The sequence below is a fragment of the Streptomyces sp. SID3212 genome (genome assembly GCF_009865405.1).
GTDB lineage: Bacteria > Actinomycetota > Actinomycetes > Streptomycetales > Streptomycetaceae > Streptomyces.
Map to the genome: position 1 here is coordinate 37,578 of NZ_WWJY01000010.1, position 17,848 is coordinate 55,425.

General features: G+C 72.3%; 18 protein-coding genes. 7 read left to right on the top strand and 11 right to left on the bottom strand.

The window, feature by feature from the left end; all coding sequences use genetic code 11:
- Positions 1–23 precede the first annotated feature (23 nt).
- Positions 24–1,430, bottom strand: coding sequence for an FAD-dependent oxidoreductase (locus GT042_RS00875; protein WP_161306773.1), 1,407 nt, complete (start codon positions 1,428–1,430; stop codon positions 24–26).
- Between the two features lie 95 nt (positions 1,431–1,525).
- Here GT042_RS00875 and GT042_RS00880 point away from each other — a divergent pair, with 95 nt between their 5' ends.
- On the top strand, positions 1,526–2,419 hold the full coding sequence (locus GT042_RS00880; protein WP_161306774.1) for an aminoglycoside phosphotransferase family protein: 894 nt from the start codon (positions 1,526–1,528) through the stop codon (positions 2,417–2,419).
- An 89-nt stretch (positions 2,420–2,508) separates the two neighbouring features.
- Entirely contained in the window at positions 2,509–3,042 is a 534-nt protein-coding gene (locus GT042_RS00885) for a GNAT family N-acetyltransferase (RefSeq protein ID WP_161306775.1), read from the top strand.
- Here GT042_RS00885 and GT042_RS00890 read toward each other — a convergent pair.
- The 4 genes from GT042_RS00890 to GT042_RS00905 form a co-directional block, all read right to left on the bottom strand.
- Positions 2,971–3,552, bottom strand: coding sequence for a Uma2 family endonuclease (locus GT042_RS00890; RefSeq protein WP_161306776.1), 582 nt, complete (start codon positions 3,550–3,552; stop codon positions 2,971–2,973). The genes GT042_RS00885 and GT042_RS00890 overlap by 72 nt on opposite strands.
- 77 nt (positions 3,553–3,629) lie before the next feature.
- The gene (locus tag GT042_RS00895; RefSeq protein ID WP_161306777.1) at positions 3,630–5,174 is read right to left on the bottom strand and encodes an MFS transporter; all 1,545 of its coding nucleotides are present in this window, start codon (positions 5,172–5,174) and stop codon (positions 3,630–3,632) included.
- A 145-nt stretch (positions 5,175–5,319) separates the two neighbouring features.
- A complete protein-coding gene (locus tag GT042_RS00900) occupies positions 5,320–6,318 on the bottom strand; it encodes a zinc-binding dehydrogenase (protein ID WP_161306778.1) in 999 nt (332 codons plus the stop codon).
- Positions 6,319–6,479: 161 nt separating this feature from the next.
- The gene (locus GT042_RS00905) at positions 6,480–7,676 is read right to left on the bottom strand and encodes an NAD(P)-binding protein (RefSeq protein WP_161306779.1); all 1,197 of its coding nucleotides are present in this window, start codon (positions 7,674–7,676) and stop codon (positions 6,480–6,482) included.
- A 124-nt stretch (positions 7,677–7,800) separates the two neighbouring features.
- Between GT042_RS00905 and GT042_RS00910 the strand changes: the two genes are divergently transcribed.
- Positions 7,801–8,526: a pentapeptide repeat-containing protein gene (locus GT042_RS00910; RefSeq protein ID WP_161306780.1), complete on the top strand. Its 726-nt coding sequence runs from the start codon at positions 7,801–7,803 to the stop codon at positions 8,524–8,526.
- 241 nt (positions 8,527–8,767) lie between these two features.
- On the opposite strand, the gene GT042_RS00915 is transcribed toward GT042_RS00910, so the two are convergent.
- Complete coding sequence (locus tag GT042_RS00915; protein ID WP_161306781.1) at positions 8,768–9,265, bottom strand: hypothetical protein; 498 nt, start codon at positions 9,263–9,265, stop codon at positions 8,768–8,770.
- Between the two features lie 120 nt (positions 9,266–9,385).
- Between GT042_RS00915 and GT042_RS00920 the strand changes: the two genes are divergently transcribed.
- A complete protein-coding gene (locus tag GT042_RS00920; RefSeq protein WP_161306782.1) occupies positions 9,386–10,780 on the top strand; it encodes a M1 family metallopeptidase in 1,395 nt (464 codons plus the stop codon).
- Positions 10,781–10,791: 11 nt separating this feature from the next.
- On the opposite strand, the gene GT042_RS00925 is transcribed toward GT042_RS00920, so the two are convergent.
- Complete coding sequence (locus tag GT042_RS00925) at positions 10,792–11,343, bottom strand: GNAT family N-acetyltransferase (protein ID WP_161306783.1); 552 nt, start codon at positions 11,341–11,343, stop codon at positions 10,792–10,794.
- A gap of 150 nt (positions 11,344–11,493) precedes the next feature.
- Positions 11,494–12,069 carry a TerD family protein gene (locus GT042_RS00930; protein ID WP_161306784.1) on the bottom strand — a complete coding sequence of 192 codons (576 nt, stop codon included), beginning with the start codon at positions 12,067–12,069 and terminating at the stop codon, positions 11,494–11,496.
- Positions 12,070–12,288: 219 nt separating this feature from the next.
- Here GT042_RS00930 and arfB point away from each other — a divergent pair, with 219 nt between their 5' ends.
- On the top strand, positions 12,289–12,720 hold the full coding sequence (arfB, locus tag GT042_RS00935; RefSeq protein ID WP_161306785.1) for an alternative ribosome rescue aminoacyl-tRNA hydrolase ArfB: 432 nt from the start codon (positions 12,289–12,291) through the stop codon (positions 12,718–12,720).
- Positions 12,721–12,741: 21 nt separating this feature from the next.
- Here arfB and GT042_RS00940 read toward each other — a convergent pair whose 3' ends face one another.
- A complete protein-coding gene (locus GT042_RS00940; RefSeq protein WP_345943627.1) occupies positions 12,742–13,257 on the bottom strand; it encodes a flavin reductase family protein in 516 nt (171 codons plus the stop codon).
- Between the two features lie 393 nt (positions 13,258–13,650).
- On the opposite strand from GT042_RS00940, the gene cdgB reads away from it, so the two are divergent.
- Positions 13,651–15,432 (top strand): diguanylate cyclase CdgB, encoded by a 1,782-nt coding sequence (gene cdgB / locus GT042_RS00945; protein ID WP_161306787.1) that lies wholly within the window; start codon positions 13,651–13,653, stop codon positions 15,430–15,432.
- 188 nt (positions 15,433–15,620) lie between these two features.
- Positions 15,621–16,634 carry a carbohydrate-binding protein gene (locus GT042_RS00950; protein WP_161306788.1) on the top strand — a complete coding sequence of 338 codons (1,014 nt, stop codon included), beginning with the start codon at positions 15,621–15,623 and terminating at the stop codon, positions 16,632–16,634.
- A gap of 45 nt (positions 16,635–16,679) precedes the next feature.
- Here GT042_RS00950 and GT042_RS00955 read toward each other — a convergent pair whose 3' ends face one another.
- A complete protein-coding gene (locus GT042_RS00955; RefSeq protein WP_161306789.1) occupies positions 16,680–17,531 on the bottom strand; it encodes a class II fructose-bisphosphate aldolase in 852 nt (283 codons plus the stop codon).
- 113 nt (positions 17,532–17,644) lie between these two features.
- On the bottom strand, positions 17,645–17,848 hold a 204-nt coding region (locus tag GT042_RS00960; protein WP_237530359.1), incomplete at its 5' end, for a PfkB family carbohydrate kinase.

Genomic DNA, 17,848 nt, shown 5'->3' on the forward strand with positions numbered 1-17,848 from the left:
CGCCGCCGGAAACCGCCCGCCCCTCACCGCCCCGACAACCGGTCCGCCACCCGGGCGATCGGGTCCGTCGCCGTGCTGCGGGCCGCCGACTCGCGGCGGTCCGCCGTGCGGTAGGCCGCGTACATGCCGTGGACGCCCAGCCACCGGAACGGCTCCGGTTCCCACGCCCGGACCTTGTGGTTCACCCACGGGAGCGTGGTCAGTTCGGTCGCGCCCGACTGGCCGGAGTCCTGCCGCACCAGGTCCCGCAGGGTCCGCGCGGCGAGATTGGCGGTCGCCACGCCCGAGCCGACGTACCCGCCCGCCCAGCCCAGGCCCGTGGTGCGGTCCAGGGTGACGGTCGCGCACCAGTCGCGCGGCACGCCGAGGACGCCCGACCACGCGTGGTCGATGTGGACACCGGCCGTGGTCGGGAAGAAGCGGACCAGGATCTCGCGCAGCGCCTCGACCGTGGCGGGCTGCGTGCGGCCGTCGTTGTCCGTCCTGGAGCCGAAACGGTACGGATGCCCCCGCCCGCCGAGCGCGATCCGGCCGTCCGCCGTGCGCTGCGCGTACATGTACGCGTGCGCCATGTCGCCCAGGGGCTCCCGCCCCTCCCAGCCGATGGTGTCCCAGACCTCGTCGGACAGCGGCTCGGTGGCGATCATGGAGGAGTTCATGGGGAGCCAGGTGCGCCGGGAGCCCTTGATCGCGGCGGTGAAGCCCTCGGTGCAGCGCAGGATGTACGGGGCGCGGACCGTGCCGTACGGCGTGACCGCGTGCTTCGGCCGGATCTCCGTCACCGGTGTCGACTCGTGGATCGTGACACCGAGCGCCTCGACGGCCGCCGCGAGCCCCGTGACCAGCTTCACGGGGTGCAGCCGGGCGCCGTGCGGGGTCCAGGTGGAGCCGACGGCTCCGGTGACGCGGATCCGTTCCGCCGTCTCGCGGGCCCCGCGCAGGACCCGGTCGGTCTCGCCGAACGCGACCTCCGCGGCGTGGAACGCCTGGAGACGGGCCAGCTGGGCGGGCGTGTGGGCGACTTCGAGGACGCCGCCCCGGTGGATGTCGGCGTCGATCTTCTCCTCGGCGGCGGCGCGGACGACCTCGTCCACGGTGTCGTTCATCGCCCGCTGGAGCCGTACGGCCTGGTCGTGGCCGTGCAGGCGCGCGTAGCGGTCGCGGCCGGCGATGCCGTTGTACAGCCAGCCGCCGTTGCGCCCGGAGGCGCCGTACCCGCAGAACTTCGCCTCCAGCACGGTGATGTTGAGGAAGGGGGCGGCCTTCTTGAGGTAGTACGCCGTCCAGAGCCCGGTGTAGCCGCCGCCCACAATGCAGACGTCGGCGGTCGCGTCGCCCGGCAGGGGCTCGCGGGGCGCGGGGACGCCGCTCTCCGCATACCAGAAGGAGATGCCGCCGTTGACGGTCGGGCTGCGCTTCGTCGTGCTCATGGGGCTGTTCATACGCCTGAGCCGTCGCCCTTGTCCATGCTTGTCGCTTGTCCGCGCTCACCCGGGCTTCTCGGCGTGATCGTAGGCTTCTCCCCGTGATCGAGATCCCGGAGGAGCTGGCCCGTACCCAGTCGAAGGCCAACGGGGAAGCGGGCCGCGCGTTTGTCGCGGGGCTGCCGGACCTGGCGGCGGAGTTCGTGGAGCGGTGGGAGCTGCGGGTGAACGGCCCCGCGATGTATGGCATGTCCGCGCTGGTGCTGCCGGTGGAGCGGGTGGACGGCACGGCCGCGATGCTCAAGCTCCAGCTGCTGGACGACGAGTCCGTGGGCGAGCCGGTGGCCCTGCGGCTGTGGGAGGGCGCCGGTGCGGTACGTCTGCTGCGCCACGACCCCGTGACCGGCGCGCTGCTCCTGGAGGCGCTGGACTCCACGCGGGACCTGTCGGGGGTGGAGTCGCGGGAGGCGGTACGGGTCATCGCGGAGCTGCTCGCCCGGCTGACGGCGGTCCCGGCGCCGCCGGAGGTACGGAGCCTCGGTGACGTGGCCGCGCGGATGCTGGACGACGTACCGGCCCTGTCGGCACGGCTGCCCGACGCGGCGGAGCGGGCGTTGCTGCGGGACTGCGCGGCGGCGGTGCGCGAGGTGGCGGGGGAGCCGGGGGACCGGCTGCTGCACTGGGACCTGCACTACGAGAACGTACTGGCGACCTTTCCGGGCGACCCGCGCGGCCCGTGGCTGGCGATCGACCCCAAGCCGCTGTCCGGTGACCCGGGCTTCGACCTGATGCCCGCGCTGGACAACCGCTTCGACGCGGCGGAGACGCTGTGGCGCTTCGACCTGATGACGGAGGTCCTGGACCTGGACCGGCAGCGGGCCGGTGCGTGGACGCTGGGCCGGGTGCTCCAGAACAGCCTGTGGGACGTGGCGGACGGCGAACGGGCCCTGCACCCGGACCAGGCGTCGGTGGCGCGAGCCCTGCTGACCCGCTGAGCCCTGCTGACCCGCCGATACGTGTGACCCGCGGAGACGTGTCCGGGCCCGGGTGCCACCCGCCCACCCCCACCGGGCAAGCTGTCCCCATGATTCGTACCGCCACAGCCGCCGACGTCCCGGTGATCCACACGATGATCCGCGAACTCGCCCTCTACGAGAAGGCCCCCGACGAGGCCCGCGCCACCGAGACCCAGCTCCACGAGGCCCTCTTCGGCGAGCACCCGGCGGCGTTCGCCCACCTCGCGGACACCCCCGACGGCGAACCGGCCGGCTTCGCGCTGTGGTACCTGAGCTTCTCCACGTGGCGCGGCGTCCACGGCATCCACCTGGAAGACCTGTACGTACGCCCCACCCACCGAGGCACCGGCCACGGCAAGGCCCTCCTGGCCGAACTGGCCCACCTCTGCGTGACCCGCGGCTACGAACGCCTCGAATGGTCGGTCCTGGACTGGAACACGCCCGCCGTGGACTTCTACCGATCACTCGGAGCGGTGCCGATGTCGGGGTGGACCATGAACCGGCTGACGGACGACGCGCTGGTCAGGCTCTCAGGTGCGCCGGGGCGGGGTGAGCTTCCCCAGGTCGAGGGTGATCTCGAAGGGCACCGCGAGGCGGAGTGAGTCTCTGAAGATGCCCATGGGCACGTAGGTCGCGGTCGGCTCGTCGAGTTCGTAGACGTGGACCACCGGAGATCCGTCCTCGTCCTCGATGCGCCAGTAATGCGGAATCCCGGCATTCGCGTACTTGAGGAGTTTGACCGTGCGGTCCCGGTGGGCGGATTCGGGGGAGACGACTTCGACAACGAGTCGGACATCCTCTGGAGCGTACGAGGTGCGATTTGCGTCATACGGGAGGGTAGTAACGAGCAGATCCGGCTCGGGACGGTTGCGGGCGTCGAGGCGGATCGTCATTTCCCGCTCGATCTCGACACCTTCGGTGGCCTGGTCCGTGAGCGCCACCGTGAGCGCCGTGACCACGCGGCCGTGCCACGACCGCTGCGGGAACATCATGAAAACGAGTGCTCCGTCGATCAGCTCGGTGTGGCGGGGGGCCTCGGGGAGGCGGTCCAGGTCCTCCGCGAACCAGCCTTCCGCGCGTGGCGGGCGCATCCAGTCGGGCAGTGCGGTCATGGGACAAGTTTAGCGATTTCGCGGCCGGGAGGAGGTGGTCGTTCAGGGAGTCCTCCTAAGGGGTGACCGGCCCGCTCCTAGACCGCCGCCCCCGGAGCGTCCGCCGGGCCGTTCGAGGCCATGGAGCGGGGCGACTTGGCGTTGATCAGGACCGCGCCGATGATCGCTGCCGCCAGGAGGATGATCGCCGCCCAGGCGATGGCCACCGTGAAGCCGTGGACCGTGCCCTGGTCCACGATGTGGGACCTCTCCGCCGGGGTCAGGCCGCCCTTCCGGGCCGCCGCGGCGAGGTGGGCCGTCAGGTACGTCGTCGTGCTGGTCGCCGCGATCGTGTTCAGCAGGGACGTACCGATGGAACCACCCACCTGCTGCGCCGTGTTGACCGTCGCCGACGTGACGCCGGAGTCCCTCTGGGCGACCCCTGACGTGGCCGTCGAGATGACGGGCAGGAACGTCAGGCCCAGGCCGAAGCCCAGCAGGATCGTGCCCGGCAGGATGTGCGCCGGGTAGCTGGAGTGGGTGTCGATGAAGGTCAGGGAGTACATCCCGCCCGCGCTCAGCAGCAGCCCGGGGACCAGGAGCCAGCGCGGCGGCACCAGGGGGAGCAGCCGGGCGGAGATCTGGGTCGAGCCGATGATGATGCCCGCCGACAGCGGCAGGAAGGCCAAGCCGGCCTTGATGGGCGAGTACCCGAGGATGTTCTGGAGGAAGAACGTCAGGAACAGGAACGCGCCGAACAGCCCGATCGTCGTGAGCGCCATCACGAGGACCGAGCCGCCCCGGTTGCGCTCCTTGATGATGTGCAGCGGCAGCAGCGGGCCCGGGGACCTGGTCTGCCACCACGTGAACGCGGCGAGCAGCGCGACGCCGATGCTCAGCACCGTCAGGACCTCCGTGGACGTCCACCCGTCCGACTCCGCCTGGCTGAACCCGTACACGATCGCCACGAGCCCGCCGCAGCCGAGGATGACCCCGGGGATGTCCAGATGCGCGTCCTTGGTGCCCGCCCGGTCCTTGAGCAGCATGAAGGCGCCGATGACGGCGAGGAGCGCGATGGGGACGTTCACGTACAGGCACCAGCGCCAGCTCAGCCACTCGGTCAGGATCCCGCCGAGCAGCAGCCCGATCGCGGAGCCGCCGCCCGCGATGGCGCTGAAGATGCCGAAGGCCTGGGCGCGTTCCTTGCCCGCCGGGAAGGTCGTGGTGAGCAGGGACAGCGCGGACGGTGCCAGGACGGCGGCGAAGACACCCTGGAGCGCGCGGGAGAGGAAGAGCATCTCCTGACCGGTGGACGCGCCGCCGATCGCGGAGGAGCCGGCGAAGCCGATGAGCCCGATGATGAACGTGCGCTTACGGCCGACGAGGTCCGCGATCCGGCCGCCCAGGAGCAGGAGACCGCCGAAGGCCAGGGTGTACGCGGTGATCACCCACTGGCGGTTCCCGTTGCTGATGTGCAGGGCCCGCTGGGCGGAGGGGAGGGCGATGTTCACGATCGTCGCGTCGAGCACCACCATGAGCTGCGCGGTCGCGATGACGGCCAGCGCCCACCAGCGGTGCGGATCCGGTTCGTCCGCGGGGACGCCCGGGGCGCCGACGGGGCCGGGGGTCGACGGATCGCTCATCGAGATCTTCCTTCGCAGTGGACCTCTGCTGGCATGGCTCAGCTCAGAACACCACGAAACGTACCGTTTCGCCCCTCGGTGGAGGAGGGGGTACGTACCGGCGCCGGACCCCTGTACCGGCGCCGGTACGGGCTTCGCGGGCCCCCTACGGCTCCAGCACCACCTTGCCCATCGTCGCCCTGGTCTCCAGCGCCCGGTGGGCCGCCGCCGCCTCGGCGAGCGGGAAGCGCTGTACGGCGGGCCGCAGTCGGCCGGCCGCCGCTTCCGCCAGGGAGCGTTCCTCCAGGACCCGTACGTCCCCGCCCACCTTGCTCAGCATCACGGGGCCGAGGACGGACTCGGAGGTGATGGACCTGGCGGCCAGCTCCTCGTCCGTGAAGGTCAGCGGGGAGCCGCTGTGCGGACCCTCACCCGACCAGCCGAAGACCACGTGCCGGCCGCCCTCGGCGAGGAGGTCGACGGCGGCGAGGGCGGTGGCGCCGCCCACGGAGTCGAACACGACGGTGGCGCCGCGTTCGCCCAGACGGCCGCGCACCCGGTCGGGCCAGTCGGGGCGCGTGTAGTCCACCGCGAGATCGGCGCCGTTGCCGGTGACGGCCGCGACCTTGGCGGGGCCGCCCGCGAGGCCGACGACGGTGGCGCCCAGGTTCTTCGCGTACTGGACGAGGAGCGTGCCGATGCCCCCGGCCGCCGCCGTCACCACGGCGACGTCACCTGGGCCCAGGTCGGTGAACTGGAGGATGCCCATGGTCGTACGGCCCGTCCCGATCATCGCGACCGCCTGCGCCGCGTCGAGGTTCGACGGGATCTCGTGCAGCCGGGCGGCGTCCGTGACGGCCAGTTCGGCGTAGCCGCCGGGGACCATGCCGAGGTGCGCGACGACCTGCCTGCCGAGCCAGCCGGGGTCGACGCCCGCGCCGAGCGACTCGACCGTGCCCGCGACCTCACGGCCGGGGATCGTGGGCAGCTCGGCCGGGGCGGCGAAGGGGCCCGGCATGCCCTCGCGCAGGGCCGTGTCCAGCAGGTGCACCCCGGCGGCGGCGACGGCGACACGGACCTGGCCGGGGCCGGGGACGGGATCGTCGGTCGTCTCGTACGTGAGGTTCTCGGCGGGGCCGAAGGCGTGGAGGCGGACGGCATGCATGGTGGGCTCCCTGGGGCCGGGGGTGGCCCGGTACGACCGGTGGTCGGGTACGACCGGAGGTCCGGTACGACCGGTGATCTGGTACGGCCAGCCTCCGACGTCAAGCGCGCTTGAGGTCAAGGGTGCTCAAGGTCAAGCGCGCCTGAGGTGGACGCTTGACGTCAAGGACGCTTGACGTCGAGGGCCGCAGGGCCCTGCGCGGACGCGCGCCGTACGGACAGTTGGCTGACCGCCAGGGCCGCCGCCGTGATCCCGCTGTTGAACGACACCTCCGACAGCACCCCCGGCGCCGCCACCTGATCGCCCGCCAGATACACCCCGTCGCCCCGGTCGATGCGCGGCCGGTCCCGCCACGTCGTGCCCGGCAGGTCCACCGCTCCCGTACGCCCGGTCGCGAGGGAGTCGCGCCGCCAGGTGACCCGCTCGCGCCAGCCCGGGAACCCCAGGTCGAGCAGGTGCTCGGCGCGCGCCGTCCCCTCGTCCTTGGACGCGCCGGGCCCGACCGGGAACTGCCCTTGGAGCAGCTGCTCACCGGCCGGCGCCAGGGACGGGTCCTGGGCCGTGAACCGTTCGAGCCAGGCGGGGGCGTCCAGCCCGGACACGATGTACGGGTCGCCCCGGCGCGTACGCAGCGCCAGGTCCAGCAGGACCGTACGGCCGCCGGTCCAGCGCAGTTTCCCGTCACCGAGCAGGCGGCGCGCGGCGTCCAGGGAGGTGGCGACGATGACGGGCCCGTCCTCGGGCAGGGACTCGACCCGGGCGGCGGTCTCGATCCGTACCCCCAGGTTCCAGGCGCGCGCCGCCATCCGGTCGACGACCTGCCCCCAGCCGCCGACCGGGAAGCGGGCCTCCGGCGGAAGGGCGGTGGCCCGGCGCAGCCGCTCCTGGACGAACGCGGCGGAGAGCGAACCGGGATCGTGGTGGAAGAGGGCGACGGCGACGTAGTGCGCGGCGGCACCGGCCGCCTCCGGGCCCACGACGGACGTCGCCCAGGTCAGGAAGTCGGCGTCCACCGGAGCGTGTGCCGTCCTACAGAGGGCGAGTTTGAACAGCCCGAGGGGCGGGGTCCTGCGCAGGACCCCGCCCCGGTGGAAGAGGAAACGGGAACCTTCGCGCAGAGGCGGCAGACCGGCGGCCGGGCCGAGCAGGCCGCGCTGCTCCAGCCAGGCCCGGTGCGGCCCGCGCCGGTAGAGCGCGTGCGGCCCGTCGTTGGTGAGGTACGGACCCTCAGCGGTACGGGCGCGTCCGCCGAGGGTGTGGTGGGCCTCGTGGAGGGTCACGCGGGCGCCTGATTCGGCGGCGGTGATGGCGGCGGTCAGTCCGGCCAGCCCGCCTCCGACGACAGTGATGCGATCCATGGCTGCTGCTCCCCGTTCTCGGTCGTGGTTCTTCGCGTCCTCCTACGGATGTGACGGTCGCCGGCCCCCGAGATGTGACATCGGGGATCAGAGCGTTGTCAGTGGGGTGCGTCACCCTGGGGGCATGGTGCGGAAGACGACGAAGGCGACGAGCGGGACGAGGACGACGAAGGCCGCGAGGAGCGGACCGGTGGCGAGGCGGCCGGAGGTACGGCTGCCGCCACTGGTGCCGTACGACGCCGAGGGCGGCGGTCTTGAACCGGACGGGGACTACGACGGGCTGGAGTTCAAGGAGGTCGACCTGGCGGGGCAGGAGGGGCCGGGCTCGCGGTTCATGGACTGCGCGCTGCGGGAGTGCGGCCTGGACGGGACGGAGCTGGCCCGCGCGCGGTTCATCGACTCCGTGCTGAGTGGCGTACGGGGGGTGGGGACGGACCTGTCGGGGGCGTCCCTGCGGGACGTGGAGGTGCTGGACGCGCGCCTGGGCGGGACGCAGCTGCACGGCGCGGTGCTGGAGCGGGTGCTCTTCCGGGGCGGGAAGATCGACTACCTGAACCTGCGCAACGCCCGCCTCAAGGACGTCGTGTTCGAGGGCTGCTTCCTGTCGGAGCCGGACTTCGGGAGCGCGGTGCTGGAACGGGTCGAGTTCCGTGACTGCGTGCTGCGGCAGGCGGACCTGAGCGGGGTGCGGATGACGGACGTCGACCTGCGGACGGTCGCGGAGCTGGACATCGCGCGGGGGCTGGACCGGCTGGCGGGGGCCGTGATCAGCTCGGCGCAACTGCTCCAGCTGGCCCCGGCGTTCGCGGCGCAGATCGGGGTGCGGGTGGAGGACACGCCGGAGTCGTAGCGCGACATTGCGAAGGCCCCGACCCGGGGGGAGGAGTCGGAGCCTTCGGTGTGCGCCCGGAGCACGGCCTTGAGGTGGGGGGAGGAAGCGGTTGCCTGCTTCCCGGCCAGTGCCCCGGCAATCTTCATGTGCCCGACGCGCGGGGATGTACGCCTGCGGATCCGCGAATCGATGGGTGGGCTGTGTGGTCACTGTGTTGGGAAGGTGTGACGCCCCAGGTCAGCGCCGGACGGCCGCCGGATCAGATGCGCGGGAACCGCGACTGGAGGTCCCACACGACCGGATTGTCGGCGAGACCCTCGTGCAGGTCGGAGAGATCGGCGATCAGATCGTGCAGGAAGTCCCGCGCCTCGCGGCGCAGCAGCCGGTGCCCGAAGGTCAGCGGGGGCTCGTCGCCGGGCATCCAGTCGGCCTCCACGTCGACCCACCCGAACCGCCGGGCGAACAGCATCCGGTCCGCCGACTCGGTGAAGTCCAGCTCGGCGTACTGCGGCTTCGCCGCCCGCGCGCCCCGCGGATCGAGGTCGAGCTGCTCGACGATGTCGCACAACGCCCAGGCGAAGTCGAGCACCGGCACCCATCCCCAGGCTGTGGACACTTCCCGGTCCGCCTTGGTGTCGGCGAGATAGACGTCCCCGCAGAACAGGTCGTGCCGCAGCGACCGTACGTCCGCCATGCGGTAGTCGGTCTGCGGAGGATCGGGAAAGCGCCGGGAGAGGGAGTAACCGATGTCGAGCACGCGCCCGATGGTGTCACGCCGATTCACCCACCCGGCCCCGGGATGCGAGGGGCGGTCCGCCACCGGCCCGCGAGCGTGCCTGAACGCCTGACTCGGGGGGTCGGCGCCTAGCATCGGCGGATGCGTCGGTACGTGGTCTCGTCTGTCTCTGCGGTCGCCCTGTTCGGGCTGGTCGGGCCCGTCGCCGGTTGTGGTGGGGCGGGCGGGGGGAACGGAAGCGCGGTGCCGGACGTGTCCGGGGGGCGTGGGGTGGGGGATCCGTATTTTCCCGGGCTCGGGAACGGGGGGTACGACGTCTCGCACTACGGGCTCACGCTCGACTACGCCCCCGCCACCCGCCACCTCGACGGCACCGCTGTCATCACCGCGCGGGCCACCCGGGATCTCACCGGCTTCCACCTCGACCTCGCCGGGATGGACGTCGCGTCCGTGACCGTGGACGGGCGGTCGGCCGTCGTCGGCCGTGACGGTACGGAGCTGGTCGTGCGGCCGACCGAGGAGCTGGGGCGCGGGGAGACCTTCCGTACCGTCGTCAGGTACTCCGGCGTCCCGCGCCGCATCACCGACCCCGACGGGTCCGCCGAGGGCTGGCTCGCCTCCGGGCGGCGGGTGGTCGCGCTGGGGGAGCCGACCGGGTCGATGGCGTGGTTCCCCGGCAACCACCACCCCGGCGACAAGGCGGCCTACGACCTCACCGTCACCGTGCCCGCCGGCACCGAGGCCGTCTCCAACGGGGAGCTGGTCGGCCGGCGGACCAGCGGCGGCCGGACCGCGTTCCGCTGGCGCAGCACCGAGCCGATGGCCAGTTACCTCGCCACCCTCGCCATCGGCCCGTACCGCGTGCACGAGGTGAAGGGCCCCCTCCCGCTCTACTCCGCCGTCGATCCCGGCGCGGGCAAGGCGGGGTCCCGCCTGGTCGCCGCGCTGCCCGGGATCCTGACCTGGGAGGAGAAGCTCTTCGGCCCTTATCCCTTCTCCTCCGCCGGTGTGATCATCGGGCGCAAGGCCGACGCCGGATACGCCCTGGAGACCCAGACCCGCCCCTTCCTCCCCGGCCCGACCGACGTCAGCACGCTGGTCCACGAGCTGGCCCACCAGTGGTTCGGCGACTCCGTGACGCCCGGGTCCTGGCGGGACATGTGGCTCAACGAGGGCTTCGCGACGTACGCGGAGTGGCTCTGGGCGGCGGACCACGGGGGTACGCCGGTGGCGGAGAGTTTCACCGAGGCGTACGACGACGAGGAGAACTGGGCCTTCCCACCCGCCGATCCGCCCACCGCCGCCGACCTCTCCGAGCCCCCGGTGTACGGGCGCGGCGCGATGGTCCTCCAGCGGGTACGGGACGCGGTGGGCGACGCCACGTTCTTCCGGATCGTACGGGGCTGGGCGCGGACGCACCGTCATGGCAACGCCTCCACCGCCGACTTCACGGCGTACGTGGAGAAGGAGTCAGGGCGGGATCTCTCAGAGGTCTGGGACAGCTGGCTGTACGGGGACGACAAGCCCGACCTGTAGCGGGCGGACGCTCACCACGCCTTGCGCAGGAGCCGGCACCGGTGGCCCCTCCGGTCCGGGCGGCTGCCCGTCTCCTCGTACCCGAGCGCCGTCCAGAAGGCGACGGCCCCGGTGTTCGCCTCCGCGACCGAGAGCCGGACGCCCCGGTGCCCCGCCGCGCGGAACCGGTCCTCGACGCGCCCGGCCAGCTCCCGCCCGTACCCGGAGCGCCGCTCGCGGCCGTGCACCATCAGCAGGGCGATCCAGGGGTCGGGGTCCGGTACGGGTTCCGGTACGGGGTCGGTCCCCGAGGGGGCCGACACCTGGTCCGGGTCGGCGGCCAGGACCACCGCGACCGCCACGAGCCGGCCCGCCGAACGCGCCAGCAGCACCTCCGCGTCCGGGTGCGCCAGATCGTCGGCGAGCGAGACCGCGACGTCCTCGGGGCGGATGCGCGCCGGGTCCGGGAAGTCCCCGCCGAGCTGCTGGAACGCGCGGTCCGAGGCGTAGAAGCCCGCCAGCTCCGTCAGCAGCTCCCCGGGCAGGGCACGGGCCTCACCGGCCGTCACCACATCGACGATCATGCGGGCAGGCTACCGGCGGCCACCGCCACGGGGCCGTACGGACGCACGCGCGGCGGACACGGGGAGCCGGGCCCCACCGGGTGGGCCCGGAAACGCCGGTGGGCCCCCGGCCGAAGCCGGGGGCCCACCGGGGCGTGACGGAAGTACGGGTCAGAGGTTGACGCCGAAGTCCGTGGCGATACCGACCAGGCCCGAGGCGTACCCCTGGCCCACCGCGCGGAACTTCCACTCCGCGCCGTTGCGGTACAGCTCGCCGAAGACCATCGCGGTCTCGGTGGCGGCGTCCTCGCTCAGGTCGTAGCGCGCCAGCTCCGCGCCGCCGGCCTGGTTGACGATGCGGATGTACGCGTTCCGCACCTGGCCGAAGTTCTGGCTGCGGGTCTCGGCGTCGTAGATGGAGACCGGGAAGACGATCTTGTCGACCTCGGCGGGCAGGCCCGCCAGGTTGACGTTGATCGCCTCGTCGTCGCCGTCGCCCTCGCCCGTGCGGTTGTCACCCGTGTGGACGATCGTCTGGTCCGGCGTCGACTTGTTGTTGAAGAAGACGAAGTGGCCGTCGGAGACGACCTTCCCGGCCGCGGTGACGGCGATCGCCGAGGCGTCGAGGTCGAAGTCGGTGCCGGTGGTGGTACGGACGTCCCAGCCGAGGCCGACGGTGACAGCGGTCAGGCCCGGTGCCTCCTTGGTGAGCGAGACGTTGCCGCCCTTGGACAGGCTTACAGCCATGGGATGTCCCTTTCGTTGTCGTGTGCGGGCTTCGAGCTGTCCCGAAGTTACCGTCACCCCGCATAACGCAGGCAGAGGACCGGGAGGTTCCACACCTCTTTACTTTCTTTACCCGAAAGGTCCCCAGGAGGGTCCCCGGGAGCGTCCCAAGGGGGCCGCCACCCGTTCCCGCGCCGAAAAGAGGGTGACGGAACCCCGCCGGCACGGGACCATGGAGGCATGTCCGGGCCCTCGTACGTCATCCGCGGTTCGGTCTCCCTGCCGGAGGCCGAGCTCATGTGGCGTTTCTCGCGTTCCTCGGGCCCCGGCGGCCAGCACGTGAACACCAGCGACTCGCAGGTGGAGCTGCGCTTCGACCTCGCGAAGACGGAGGCCCTGCCGCCGGTCTGGAAGGAGCGGGCGCTGGAGCGGCTGGAGAGCCGGCTGGTCGGAGGCGTGATCACCGTACGCTCGTCGGAGCACCGCTCACAGTGGCGCAACCGCGAGACGGCGGCCGTACGGCTCACGGCGCTGCTGGCCGAGGCCACGGCCCCGCCGCCCCGGGCGCGCCGCAAGGGCAAGATCCCGCGCGGGCTCAACGAGCGCAGGCTCCGGGAGAAGAAGCAGCGGGCGGAGACGAAGCGCGGCCGCACGGGCCGCGACTGGACCTGACGGTCCAGGCCGAACGCCCCCTCAGCCCCGCCCCAGCGTCCGGTACTTCCCCTGGAAGTACGTCAGCGGCCCGCCCTCCGCGCTCGGCAGCTCCGCCGTCAGCACCCGCCCGATCACCAGCGTGTGGTCCCCCGCGACCACCCGTTGTTCCGTACGGCACTCCAGCACCGCCAGCGCCCCGCCGACCAGCGGCGCCCCGCTCACCTCGCCCCGCCGGTACGGGATGTCCTCGAACAGCAGCCGGTCGCTGATCCGCCCCTTCATCGCGAAGCGCCCCGCGATGTGCCGCTGGCTCTCCGCGAGGAGGGACACGCCCCACAGCGGCTGCTCGTCCAGCAGATCGTCCATCCGGGAGCCGTTCCGTACGCTCACCAGCACCAGCGGCGGATCCAGGGACACGGACAGGAACGCGGTCGCCGTCATCCCCGCGTCCTGGCCGCCGGGGCCGTCCGCGCTCAGTGCTTCCTCGTGGGCCGTCACCAGCACCACCCCCGCCGCGAGCCGGGACAGGGCGGCGCGGAACTCGTCGTTGCTCACCCCCTCAGGATGGGGGACGGGAGCGGCCCGGGGGGCCCGGGAATCGGGCCTCGCCGCGGGAGGCGTCGTAGGAGGGGTCGTCTGGGACACGCGGAAGACGCTAATCTCGGCTCTCCCCCCGCCGCATCGGGCCAGGGGACCAGCCAGGTCCTAGGACCAGGCGTCGCGGTCGCCGAGATACCCTCGCGATTTGCTATCAGAAAAGAGTGGGGCGCCGGTACCAGGCACTCCGCCCGGTTCGTCACATGATGTGACTTGGGTCACAGTGGTGAGTATTTGTTGACCCTGTGTACCGGGTGCACAGCTCGCTGTGATTCAGTGACTGGGGACCGTGCAACACGAGAGCCGATGAGAATCCTGGAGTTGCTGTCGAGGTCTCGGGGAGAGCGAACGATGGAGACCGAGTCGGAGCCGTATGTCCGCCTTGCGACCCTGCGTCAGCTGCATCAGGCTGTCGCCGAACTCAACACGGCCCGAAGCCTGGCGGACACCTTGCAGACCGTCGCCGACGGCATCGTCAAGGGGCTCGGCTACGAACTCGCCTGCGTCAACGTGGTCCAGGCCGACGGTGACCTCGTCGTCGCCGCCTTCGCCGGGAGCGCCGCCGCCGAGGCGCTGATCACCGGCCGCGTCGGCTCCCGCGCGTCCTGGGAGCGCCGGCTCGTGATGGGCGAGTCCTGGGGCTCCCTGCGGTACATCCCGCACACCGAGGGCTGGGTCCTGCTGGAGGACGACGTCCCCCAGTGGCACACCGAGGGCCCCGACCCCCGCTTCGAGGACGAGTGGCACCCCGCCGACCGGCTCTACGCGCCGATGTACGCGTCGGGCAGCGGCAACGACCTCCTCGGCGTCATATCCGTCGACCGGCCGCGCGGCGGACGCCGTCCGGGCGCCTGGGGCCGCGAGGCGCTCCAGATGTACGCGTCCCAGGCCGCCATTGCGATCAGCAACGCTCGCCTGCGAGCAAACATGCAGCGCGCCCTGGTCCGCCTGGAGCGCGAACAGGCCGCCCTGCGGGCCAGCGAGGAGTCCTTCCGCCAGGCCTTCGAGTACGCGCCCAGCGGCATGGCCATCGCCGAGATGGGCGGCGACCAGCACGGCCGGCTCCTGCGCACCAACGACGCGCTGTGCCGGCTGCTCGGCCGCCCCGCCTCCGCGATGCGCCGCTACTCCTTCTCCGACATGGTCCATCCCGAGGACATCGGCACCCTCCTCCGTACCTCCGCCGAGGGCGGCCGCGCCGAGCTGCGCCTGGCCCGCCGCGACGGCTCGTACGTCTGGGTCTCGCTGCGCAACTCCGTCGTCGCCGACACCACCGACGGCCCCCGCTTCCTCCTCACCCACGTCGAGGACATAGAGGAGCGCAAGAGCCGCGAGCTCCAGCTCGCCCACCGCGCCTCGCACGACTCCCTGACCGGCCTGCCCAACAGCGCGGAGCTGCGCGCGCGCCTCAGCGCCCGGCTCTGTTCGCGGCCCCACGCGATGCGCGAGACCGCGGTGGAGGCGCTGGACAAGGCGTACGGCGGGTACGACGGCATGGTCCGCTACGAGCCCAGTTACGAGGCGAGTGACGGGTACGACGGCCGGGACACCCGGGACACGTACGAGCCGTACGAGACGTACGAGAGCTACGAGGGGTACGACGGCTACAGCGAGACGGCCGGCGAGCGCGGCGGTCTGCGCGCCGGCGGCTTCGCGCCGCCGGGATCGCCTCTCGACCACCACGTGCACATGATCGCGCCGGGCGACGTGGCGGGAGACGGCACCGACGACGGTACGAAGGGCCTCGCCGTCCTCTTCTGCGACCTCGACGGCTTCAAGTCGATCAACGACCGGTTCGGCCACAACACCGGGGACGCCGTGCTGATCGAGGTCGCGCGCCGGCTGACCACGGGCGTACGGGACGGGGACACGGTCGCCCGCCTCGGCGGTGACGAGTTCGTCGTCCTCGCCGACGGCCTGGGCGCGGCCGACGCCGCCGACCTCGCCGTCCGGCTGCGCAACGCGATCATCCCGCCGATCCGGGTCGACGGCAGGGCGGTCCGGGTGGGCGCCAGCTTCGGCATCAGCTGGGCGAGTTGCGGGATGTCGGTCGAGGAGGTCCTCCAGTCGGCGGACCAGCGCATGTACATCGAGAAGCGGTCGCGGAACAAGGTGCACCGCAGGGCGGGCTGAGGAGCGCGGCCCCTGGTCCGCCCAGGGCGGGACGCCGTTCGGGACAAGGCCGGGACATCTTCGCGATGCTTTGTTCACCCGGGCCCGGAAGGCTTGGCGCCGGGCCGAGCGCCGTCGGGGGGCCTGTTCATTCGAGGTAGGCTCGGTCGGTCGGCGACGCTGGCGAGATGGTGAGGAGTGACCCAGGGATGACGGCCGGGAACAACGGCGCGAGCACACCCGAGGACGACGATCCGTTCGGCTATCTGTACGAGGACGGACAGGCGGCGGCCGCCAATCAGCGACGGCAGGGGGGGTACGGATACCCCGGTCCCGCGGCCCAGCCAGGTGTACCGCGGACGTCGTACAACCAGGTCAGAGCGGTGGGCGAGCGCCAGTACGGCCAGCAGTCGCAGGTCCCTCAGCAGCAGGGGTACGGCCAGCAGCAGCAGTACGGCCAGGCCCCCTACGCCGGTTACGGCCAGCAGCCGAACGGCCCCGCGCCGACCGGCCCGTACGGCGCCCCGGCGGCTCCGCACGCCTCCGAATCCACCAGCCGCGTACCGCTCCAGCGCGGCGGCGGCCGGGGTCGCGGCCCCAACGGCCCGAACACCAAGGGCCTGCTCATAGGCGCGGTCGCGGTTGTCGCGGTGGTCGTGATCGGAATCACAGCGGCCCTCGTGTCGAGCGGCGGCGACGAGGACAAGAACAACGACGCGGCCCCGACGGTCGCCCCGAGCGTCGGCGAGTCGGAGCAGCCCAGCGAGCAGCCCAGCCAGGAGGCGGGGAAGAAGCCGGCGGAGCTGCCCAAGCAGGACGCCGCGACCCTCCAGCTCACCCCTCCGGCGGCGGTGGCGTCCGACATCCCCGGCGCGAAGGGCACGAACGGCGCGTACGTGTCGCTGAACGGCGCCGGCGCGGCGGCGACGTGGAAGGTGGAGGTGCCCAAGGCCGGGGCGTACACCCTTTTCGTGACGTACGGCGTGCCGGGCAAGGACGCCAAGACCTCGCTGTTCGTCAACAGTGACGAGCGCCGCGACATAAACATGAAGAACTTCGCGAAGGCGCCCGAGGGCGCCTGGGACAAGGGGTGGACGGTCACCTACGCGTACGTCGACCTCGACAAGGGATCGAACACGTTCAAGATCTCCTGTGAGCAGGGCGACCAGTGCGAGACCGTCCTCGACCAGCTCGAACTGAAGGCGGGTCAGGTCGACCGCTGACGCGCTGTCACACGCCGGCCCGGTCTCACGCCCCGATGCGGGCCGTCAGGCGCCGATCACCCGCAGGAACCCCGCCACCGTCCCGGTCATCGCCTCGCGAGCCGGGGCGAGGTATTTCCGGGGGTCCACGGTCGCCGGACGCGCCGTCAGGTGCTCCCGTACGGCGGCGGTGAACGCCGAGTTGAGCGCCGTACCGACATTGATCTTGACCATCCCGGCGGCGATCGCCCGGCGGATCTCGTCGTCGGGGACACCGGAAGAGCCGTGCAGGACGAGCGGTACGGACACGGCTTCGCGCAGGGTGGCGATCAGCGTGTGGTCGAGGGCGGCGGTGCGTGCCGTCATCGCGTGCGACGAACCGACCGCGACCGCCAGCGCGTCCACGCCCGTCTCGGCGACGAAGACGACCGCCTCCGCCGGGTCCGTACGGACACCCGGGGCGTGCGCCCCGCGCGGCGGTTCACCGTCCTTGCCGCCCACCGCGCCCAGCTCGGCCTCCACCCAGACGCCGTGGTCGTGACCCCACCGCACGGCCTCGGCGGTGGCCTTGAGGTTCTCCGCGTACGGCAGCTTCGAGGCGTCGAACATCACCGAGCTGAACCCCTCGGCCGGCGCGGACCGCAGCAGGTCCGCCGACTCGACGTGGTCGAGGTGCAGCGACAGCGGTACGGAGGCGGCGCGGGCGACGGCGCTCGCGGCGGCGGCGACGGCGCCGAGACGGCCGCCGTGGAACGCCACCGCGTTCTCCGAGATCTGGAGGATCGCGGGGACGCCGGCCCGCTCGGCCCCGGCGGCGATCGCCTCCGCGTGCTCCAGGGTGATGACGTTGAAGGCGGCGACGCCGTGTCCGGCGGTCGCGGCGGCGGTGATCAGCTCACCGGTGCTGACGAGTGGCACAGGGCCTCGGTTTCCCGGGCCGGGGGCCCGTCGTACGTGGTGCTGTCCGGCTGTCCGGTCGTGGGTGGGGGACGAGAGGGCGGGGGCTCACCGCGCGGCAGGAGAGGGCGGGCTCACTGCGCGGGCTGTTCCGTCACGCGTACCCGCGAGAGCAGCTCGCCGTACGCCACCGCGTCGAACTCGCCCGCCACCGGGGACAGGACCGTCGCCGTGGACAGGGCCACCGCGCGCGTGAGGCGGGCCGGCCACGGGAGGCGCTCCACCAGCGCGGAGAGCAGGCCCGCCACGGCCGAGTCGCCCGCGCCCGTCGGGTTGCC